Below are 7,929 nucleotides of genomic sequence, written 5' to 3' on the forward strand. Positions count from 1 at the left end.
GAGGATCGAAAGCAGCTGTTAACCCTGCCGATAATGAAAACTGATAATCTTTACAGCTTTGCACACGCAGCCGAAATATTAGGGATTACAACCCAAAGGCTTTTTGAAATATCATCTTCTCCTTATGTTGAGAAGGTGCAACAAGATAATCGTATCTATTTTACGAAGGATAGCATACGGAAACTTGTACTGAGGGAGGATGTTTAAATGATAACAGTCGAAAGAGCAAGTAGAATAACAAACCGTTTTGGACTTGGTTTTACGGAGGACTACGTGTTAAGGCGTATTCAAAATGGGGATCTAGAAAGAGCACTAAAACCTTACAACGGTGTGTATAACTCTAGTTATGGTTTCGGGGTCAGTATTGAATCTTTAGCCAAACTATTACTGAGACACGGGATTACAGAGAAAGAAATTAACAAGGTTCTACCAGCATAGGGAGATCCCCCCTTCCATTTGCTAATTTAATTGCCGCCCCCCTAATAATCATACTAGGGGCGGTCTTACATAAACAATTTCATGTTCGTCATACAAGTGGATAAAAGAAAACACTTTAAACTCTTCCTGGCTTTCATCGGTCTAGTGCCTGCCGTTAAATGGTGGATGTCACTCCCAGAATCACACCGTCGCAGTAGCTTATTAGCTAGGTGGCATGACAGAGTTGTATTCAAATACATACGTGGTAAAGCTGCACCTGGGCACGTTGAATGTCATGAAGATACCTCAGGATTAGTTCTTAGTATCGCCATCCCCCTTTATAGGGGGGTGGAATGTTTCCTCGAATTAGTGTGAATTAAATAAAAAAATCTACACACTACTAATACAAGGGCACGAGCGTAGCGAGTGACCTGTGCATCTTGACCGTAGCGGAGCGAAGGGCAAGTGCACCAACTGTAAACTATGTAAATTAAAATAGTCTTTTAAAAGAGTAAGAACATTGTAATGACTGTTAGGGCTACCATGATAATAGATAAGATAAATGGTACAACTGTTAATGTAATCCCCGCAATTGCCAATCCTCTACCACTAGATGACTTCCTTGCTCTAATACCCAATATCAGTCCAGTAATTGATAAGATAAATGCCAAGATAAGAAAAGGTATTCCTGCCTCCGCCTCCCCTACCAAAAATCCAAGAAATATAAATAAAATTGAAAAAATCCCTGTGATTAATGAAACAATAGCTGAACCTAATCTATCTTTTTGCGCTTTTACTACTTTAGTGTTTGTCTAATCTCAAGTTAGTTTTTTAATATCTTTTTATAATTCCTTAAATGCCGTTAAAGCCTGCCTATGCAGGCACTTCGGCATTTTGTGTTTTGGGAGATGTTCTTAAATGCTCTTAGAAATTTTTATATTTTTGTCTTGAGAGGTAGTAAAAAAGTAGTAAATTCGTTTTGTACTACCAAGCAAGATACATTTTATATCAAGCAGCGAGCTGCTGTTCTTGTTGCTTTCTTTTTTCCAATCGTTCCATTTCTGCACTTGCAGAATCGAATGTTGCGTGTGCGTAATAGTTGAGGGTCATTGTAATGTTGGAGTGTCCCATGATGTATTGCAATGCTTTTGGATTCATGCCTTCATTGGCTTTATCGGTGCAGAATGTATGTCTTAGGGTATGTGGTGTCACTACCTTTGGCAATGCTACTTCATTATCATTATCCTTGTTGTACTTCTTTACAAGTCCTCGGAACACACTATTGTAATTTATACCGATTTTCGGATTGCCGTTTCGAGTAACGAATATGAAGTTGCTGTAGCCATCTATGGTGACAGTCTTTGTAAATCTGCGCCTATCCATTATACGTCTAAAGGCTTGATAGACTTCCTCTGTCATCTTAATTCGTCGGAAACCACTCTTTGTTTTTGGTTCATCAATGTAGTATCCAGTTCCTGTGCAGTATAACAACTGATGGTTTACATCAATAATTCTGTTTTCTAAATCTATATCTGCATCTGTCAATCCGCACAACTCGGAAATACGAAGTCCTGTACCAAGCAGTATGATTATATCATCATAATGTGGAAATATCCGGGTTTTTATACTATACTGGTGTCGTTAAGGCACGGAGGACGGGGAACGGCGTTACGGGCAGATGCAGCGAATTTATATTTTCGGAAGTAGGGAAGAAAAATGATTGAATTAAGAAAAATTACCCACGATAATTTTGAGGCAGTGTTGAAGTTAAGCATAACAGACGAGCAGAAAGGAAATGTGGATTCCAGCATATATTGTTTGGCTAAAGCCTATGTAAAGATACTCAACGACGAAAAACCTCCTATGATCTTCGCTATATGCAACAATGATGAAGTCATAGGATATGTCGATATTGGATTTTTCGAACTGGCGGAAAGTGCATTTTTATGTGAAAAATATGGAGATAAATCTACTTATGGACTTAATCGCTTTATGATTGATAAAAAGCATCAAGGCAAAGGATTTGGCAAACAAGCAATGATGAAAGTTATTGATTACATAAAGTCGTTTCCACAAGGAAAAGCCGATGCAGTTGCTACATCATATTGGATGGTAAACGAAGCCGTCCGGAAGTTGTTTGCGTCTGTCGGTTTCGTTGAAACAGGAGCGATATGGGACGGACAAACAGGGGGTAATTGGAATGCAGAAAGAAAAGATATAGAGTATGCAGAAGTAGGTGCCAGACTCGGATTATAAAGCTAACAATTTGAATAGTGCATCGTACAGTATAAGACCAACTATGCGAAGTCAATAGCAAAAATGCAAAAAGAAAGCACAACATTAGCCGTGCAAAAAAGTGCACGCTTCCGCGAACCTGTGGGAAACAGGCTTGAAAAAAGGGATAATAGTAGTAAATTGGAGTTGAAATCCTGTGAATGTGCTTGTAAATCAAGGGCTGTGGGGTTTAACTAACAAATTTTTTGTAAATTAGTTTGCTTTTGCAATACTGCTCCCTCCCTTTCACCTATGACGTTTAGACTACTTCAACTCTACATCAACTTTCTACATCTTTCAACACCGACTCCCTAATAAAAGGTTATCGCAACTAATCCCCTACCAAGAACGATTGCTTTGATTGAAAGGGGAGGTAATAATGAATATTGAAAGAGTGTTTACAGGCACAACTGACTTTAAGACCTTAATTATTAGTCAATTGGAGAAGGAGATTGAAAATATTGTATCTGCCGCCTACAATGATAAGCAAGTAGATATAGTCGCCACCACTAATAATGGGAGGCGACATAAATGAAAGTAGCAGGATATGTTAGGGTCTCAACAGATAGTGAAGGGCAAAAGGAATCTCCTGAAAATCAGAAGCAATTGATTTTAGACTTCCTTAAAGAGGGACAGCACGATTTATTCGATTTCTACATTGATGTGCAAACTGGAACCAACGACAATCGTGAAGGTCTGAAAAGGCTTATCGAAGAAGCTGAGCATCAGAAGTTTGATGTGATAGTTGCAAAAGAATTAAGTAGAATAGGTCGAAATGTAGGGTTGCTCTATCAATTGAAAAAGATAGCCGAAACAAAAGGTATCCGAATAATTACTTTAGATGGGCTTATAGATACCCAGGATGCATCAAAACAGGCTATGTTTGGACTTTATGCTTGGATGTATGAAAACGAAAGCCAACGCACAAGCGAACGTATCAAGTCTGTTTTTCGAATGAAGTATAAGTATGGGAAATTTTTAGGTGCTCATGCTCCATACGAATATACAGTGCATGATGGCAAGTTAATCATGCGAGATGATTATACTGTAGATGTTGTTAGGGATATTTACAGTAAATACCTAGAGGGGTGGGGGCACGATAAAATAGCGAGGTATCTTTCAAACAAGCAACTGCCCACCCCCTCACAAGTCATCGGCAAGTCAAATGCTAGTCTGTATTGGCAAGGTACATCAGTTAAGAAGATTTTACAAAACCCACACTATGTTGGTGATCTGGTTCAAGGTAGAGAGGCAACTTTGAATGTCACAAATAAAAAAAGGGTGTTTTTAAAAGAAGAGGATTGGGTTGTTGTCCAAAATACCCATGAACCAATTATTTTGAGAAAAATATTTGAGGAAGCAAAACACCTACTTGCAATGAGAGCAAGAAGGGGGCATGGCGGAACTAAAGCGCAAAAACACCTTTTTACTAATATTGCTTATTGCTCTGATTGTGGAAAGGGTATGTGGTATCGCTCAAACCGAAAGGGATACATTTGTGGCACCTATGCAAGGCATGGGAACATCGCTTGTACCAATTACGCAGTTAAGGAACAAAACCTCACAGAAGTCATTCTAAGCGACTTAAAAGCGATGTACGACAAACTGAACCTACCTGATCTGGATGCCAAGGTCAAACAAAGAATAAACGCTAACCAAAAAAAATAACAAAACAGCTACAAGCCATTGATAAACAAATACAAAAGCAAATGGATATAAAGAAAAATGCTTTACAGAAGTTTGTCAGTGATGCTATTACCAAGGACGACTATGACTGTTTGGTTACAGATATTGAAGACAAGTTGCTGCATTTAGAAGTCGAAAAAAGCCAACTTCAAAAAAAGATGGAGGAAAGCTACTCAGCGAGTAAACTTTTCTCCATCAAAGAACAATTTAAAAAAGCAGTGGCTTTCGATACTTTGACTACAGAGACTCTTTTACGCTTCGTTGAAAAGATTGAAGTCAAAGAAGATAAAAGCATCAAGATTTATTATAAGTTTGCCATGGTTGAGGGGTTATAATCCACTCACCCCTCTTCTAAAACTAGCAGTGAAACACACTCCACATGTGATGTATAGACACTGAAAAACAAATACAGGAATAGCATTTGCTCAATGAAGGGCGGCTGAAAACAGTCGCTCTTTTATTATACCCCCACCCAGTGGCTAGCGAAAAGAATATTGCATCTGAGCCGAAGTTAAGGCTTGTCATACCCGCCTGAAAATTTTACAAATATCCTTCTGTACGCACAAAGAAGCCCCTACCATAATGGCGGGGCAGAGAATAGGGAGCGTGTGTTTCTAGTATTAACATCAAGACAGCTAGTATACCTGCTCCCCTAGTAGATAGGCTTTATTATGCTTGGTTGTTGATTTTGACCAAAAGAAAAACCACCCAATGTGGCGGTTCATTCTTAACTATCGTACCCGTTAACGTAGAAATGATTGCTTAAATATCACGAATATACGCACCAAACAGACACAAAGTTTCATACGCCTATCTGACTCGAAAATAAATGTCAGCGCAGCTCAGCGAGCACCTGACAGAGTCGTTCAAAGGCGGGTTTCGGCGAATAATCGTCTCGTAAGATTCCAAACTGATAGAATATGTTGTCCTTACTGCTGTCCGCATCGCGAAGCGTGAACAATTCCCAATGTGTTACGTTAAGTACGAATCGGTTCGCGTATGCGGTACGTAGAACGGTCTCTATTGCAAAGGACTGATGTTCTTCTGAGCGTTCGGGACCGGTAGGCCAGCCAGTCTCACAAATATGAATCGGCACGTTCGGGCCGATCCCCGCTATCGGCAAAGCTATCTCACGGAAAGAATGCAGCAGTTGCTCGGTAGCGCTAGCCAGTTCGTTCTTAACAATACGACCGCCAAATACATCCGGATACATGTCCAGTCCGACATAGTCCAAGGAATCAACGAACTCTGTTCCGCCGAGTTTGGCCAGACTCGGCCAAAAGGTCCCTGAGTGCGGATCAATCTCCGGAACAACGGCGAAGCCAATCGAAACGTTCCTATCGGATTCGCGCTTTGCCCGTCCTGCCGCAATTACCCCTTTAACCAGAGCTTCTATGGCTCTCGGCGAACTGCCGTCGGCAGCCTCCGGGAGTCCCACCAGATTGACTTCACTCGTTACTTGTACGTTGGACAAATGATTACCATATCTGGTTACCACGAGTTCCACAAAATCGATCCAAGCATTGACGTCGCCGCGTGGATCTCTGTAGCACAAGACCATATCCCATGATGCTGGAATCGAAGCCATCTGGCCAATATGTTGTAAAGCCCCCTCCGTCGACTCGGCTCCAGTCCAACTTATATACCAACGGATTAATAACGGCTCGCCATCTCCCTGCAGCCGTTTCATTGCGAGACCCATTTGCTCGAAATCATCGGGCGGGCCTGCTGCAACCCCGTCGGGGCCGCCCGACAGCCCGAGTGGAAATACTCCGAATGTAAACGATTTAGTCTCATTTACGTGATCAGTACTACTCATTCAGCATCATCCTTTCAAATTAACCAATTATTACTGTACCAATAATATCTGTCATTTAACTCAAATTCGCTGCTTGGGATTCCCTTGTTAATTTATTTACCATACATCTCCGCTTAATATTAACATATATTGGAACTAAACTTCCCGTTACTTCAATAACAAATCAACAACACAGTTTAACAGAGCCATAGATAAAAAATGCTTTAATGATAACACCTATTTCTTAAGAGTCCCCCCTACCAAAACATTGTGTTTTCCCTAGATACCACCATTTCATACCTTTATTTCCTTAGATTGCCTTTGTCAGTGTTTTATGATGACGGTACTTTCGTTCCTATCACTCCCGTTATCATTTGTACACACCTGTGGTTAAAGTTCACTAACCTTACCTTATATTGATATCAAATGACAAAGGAAGGTGAAGACGATGGAGAAGATGTATTCCATCAAGGAAGCGAAAGCGGTATTAGGTCTTTCCTACAACACAGTGTACCGTCTGATAAATTACGGGACTATCAACGCTGTTAAAATCGGCGGCTCGATTAGGATTCCTCAGGCGGCACTAAGAAAGTTCATTCTTGAGGACACTTCAGGAGGGCAAAGCGAATGATTATTAACTCCAAGGCGGTCTCTCTCATCGAAGCCGCTACGATGTTAGGAATGACTGAAGAGGAAGTTCTGCGGTTGAGCCAATACGGGTTATTGGAACAAAGCAAGTCTGAAGACGGTAAAACACGGGTTAGTCTCCATAGCATTGAGAGATACGCCCACCGTAACGGTATAGCCCTTCAGGAAGCTCCTAAGCCATCTGTAGGGCGTTCAGGAAGCCTAACGATTCAAGATTCATTGACAAAGCTAGGTTTACACAATGAGAAGGAAATTCACCTGCTGATTCAAACAGGTAAGCTGAAGGCGTACTTTAAAGGCGGGGCATATGTTGTCGATGCTCAAAGTTTACACGATTACGTTACGGGGGTGACTAGCCTTGCTTGACAAATATTATTCGGTTAAAGACGTTTCCGAATTATTTAACGTTGAGGAACAGATTGTAATGCAATGGATACTTGATGACAAGCTAACAGCAGTGAATCTAGGCGGCAATATCGTTAGAATTGGGGAAAACGAACTGCTGAATTTTTTCTACGTCTCACATTATTGGAGGACTTGGAGCAATGAACATTTGGACGTGTGAGCGTGTAGCTCGCTCTTTAGGATGTAGTCCGCAACAAGTGAAACGATTCTGCGACTTAGGAACAATTTCTTGTTACAGGACTTCTAGTGATGGTATTCAATCAATGTACCCCTTCCGAATCCATGAGCAGGAACTATTAAAGTTCGTTGGTTGTGAAAAGGTAGAAGAATTTAATAATGTTCGGTATCGGTAGAGTTTACCCGCCCATAGTTGGCGGGTTATTTCTTTTTCGCAACTCTGATTTGGGATGGGGCGACTATAAAGAGTGTAAGGAGTTAAAAACCCTGAAAGCAAAACGAAAAATATAAGAGAGTAGGGAGAAAAATGCGAATACTAACAAAAAGTGAGTTAAATAACCTGTCACATAAAATCATAGTCAATAAAGGATTTTCCCAAATACCGGACAGTGTAACGATGTGTTACGACTTAACAACTGATGAGAAGGCATTATATCTTCTGTTGGTAAAGAACTTTAATGACAAATTAGGATATGCTTATCCATCGTGGGAGTATTGGATTGTCAACACTAAATCAGACAGCT

The 7,929-nt window shown here is 40.6% G+C and carries 10 protein-coding genes and 1 pseudogene; 9 read left to right on the forward strand and 2 right to left on the reverse strand.

Annotated elements, in window-relative coordinates; genetic code table 11:
• The 3 genes from BBG47_RS30440 to BBG47_RS26655 form a co-directional block, all read left to right on the forward strand.
• Positions 1-207, forward strand: a 207-nt coding sequence (locus tag BBG47_RS30440) for a hypothetical protein (protein ID WP_217492531.1), incomplete at its 5' end; no start/stop codon positions are given.
• Positions 208-438: a hypothetical protein gene (locus BBG47_RS26650; protein WP_065294267.1), complete on the forward strand. Its 231-nt coding sequence runs from the start codon at positions 208-210 to the stop codon at positions 436-438.
• A 504-nt stretch (positions 439-942) separates the two neighbouring features.
• Positions 943-1,233 carry a hypothetical protein gene (locus tag BBG47_RS26655; RefSeq protein WP_021258319.1) on the forward strand — a complete coding sequence of 97 codons (291 nt, stop codon included), beginning with the start codon at positions 943-945 and terminating at the stop codon, positions 1,231-1,233.
• A 192-nt stretch (positions 1,234-1,425) separates the two neighbouring features.
• Here BBG47_RS26655 and BBG47_RS29165 read toward each other — a convergent pair.
• Positions 1,426-2,022 (reverse strand): annotated as a pseudogene (locus BBG47_RS29165) (site-specific integrase); the annotation flags it as partial.
• A gap of 111 nt (positions 2,023-2,133) precedes the next feature.
• Between BBG47_RS29165 and BBG47_RS26665 the strand changes: the two are divergent.
• From BBG47_RS26665 to BBG47_RS30915, 4 genes are all read left to right on the forward strand, one after another.
• Positions 2,134-2,673 (forward strand): GNAT family N-acetyltransferase, encoded by a 540-nt coding sequence (locus BBG47_RS26665; protein ID WP_021254967.1) that lies wholly within the window; start codon positions 2,134-2,136, stop codon positions 2,671-2,673.
• Positions 2,674-3,070: 397 nt separating this feature from the next.
• A complete protein-coding gene (locus BBG47_RS30170) occupies positions 3,071-3,226 on the forward strand; it encodes a hypothetical protein (protein ID WP_021258321.1) in 156 nt (51 codons plus the stop codon).
• Entirely contained in the window at positions 3,223-4,359 is a 1,137-nt protein-coding gene (locus BBG47_RS26670) for a recombinase family protein (RefSeq protein ID WP_254659939.1), read from the forward strand. The genes BBG47_RS30170 and BBG47_RS26670 overlap by 4 nt, the downstream gene beginning before the upstream one ends.
• A 110-nt stretch (positions 4,360-4,469) precedes the next feature.
• Entirely contained in the window at positions 4,470-4,712 is a 243-nt protein-coding gene (locus BBG47_RS30915) for a DUF4368 domain-containing protein (protein WP_254659940.1), read from the forward strand.
• A 497-nt stretch (positions 4,713-5,209) separates the two neighbouring features.
• Here the strand turns inward: BBG47_RS30915 and BBG47_RS30920 are convergent, their stop codons facing one another.
• The gene (locus BBG47_RS30920; RefSeq protein WP_065294268.1) at positions 5,210-6,196 is read right to left on the reverse strand and encodes a glycoside hydrolase 5 family protein; all 987 of its coding nucleotides are present in this window, start codon (positions 6,194-6,196) and stop codon (positions 5,210-5,212) included.
• 427 nt (positions 6,197-6,623) lie between these two features.
• On the opposite strand from BBG47_RS30920, the gene BBG47_RS26680 reads away from it, so the two are divergent.
• On the forward strand, positions 6,624-6,806 hold the full coding sequence (locus BBG47_RS26680; protein ID WP_065294269.1) for a helix-turn-helix domain-containing protein: 183 nt from the start codon (positions 6,624-6,626) through the stop codon (positions 6,804-6,806).
• On the forward strand, positions 6,803-7,189 hold the full coding sequence (locus BBG47_RS26685; RefSeq protein ID WP_065294270.1) for a hypothetical protein: 387 nt from the start codon (positions 6,803-6,805) through the stop codon (positions 7,187-7,189). The genes BBG47_RS26680 and BBG47_RS26685 overlap by 4 nt, the downstream gene beginning before the upstream one ends.
• The last annotated feature ends 740 nt before the right edge of the window (positions 7,190-7,929 follow it).

The organism is Paenibacillus sp. KS1, from assembly GCF_001680695.1.
GTDB lineage: Bacteria > Bacillota > Bacilli > Paenibacillales > Paenibacillaceae > Paenibacillus_B > Paenibacillus_B suaedae.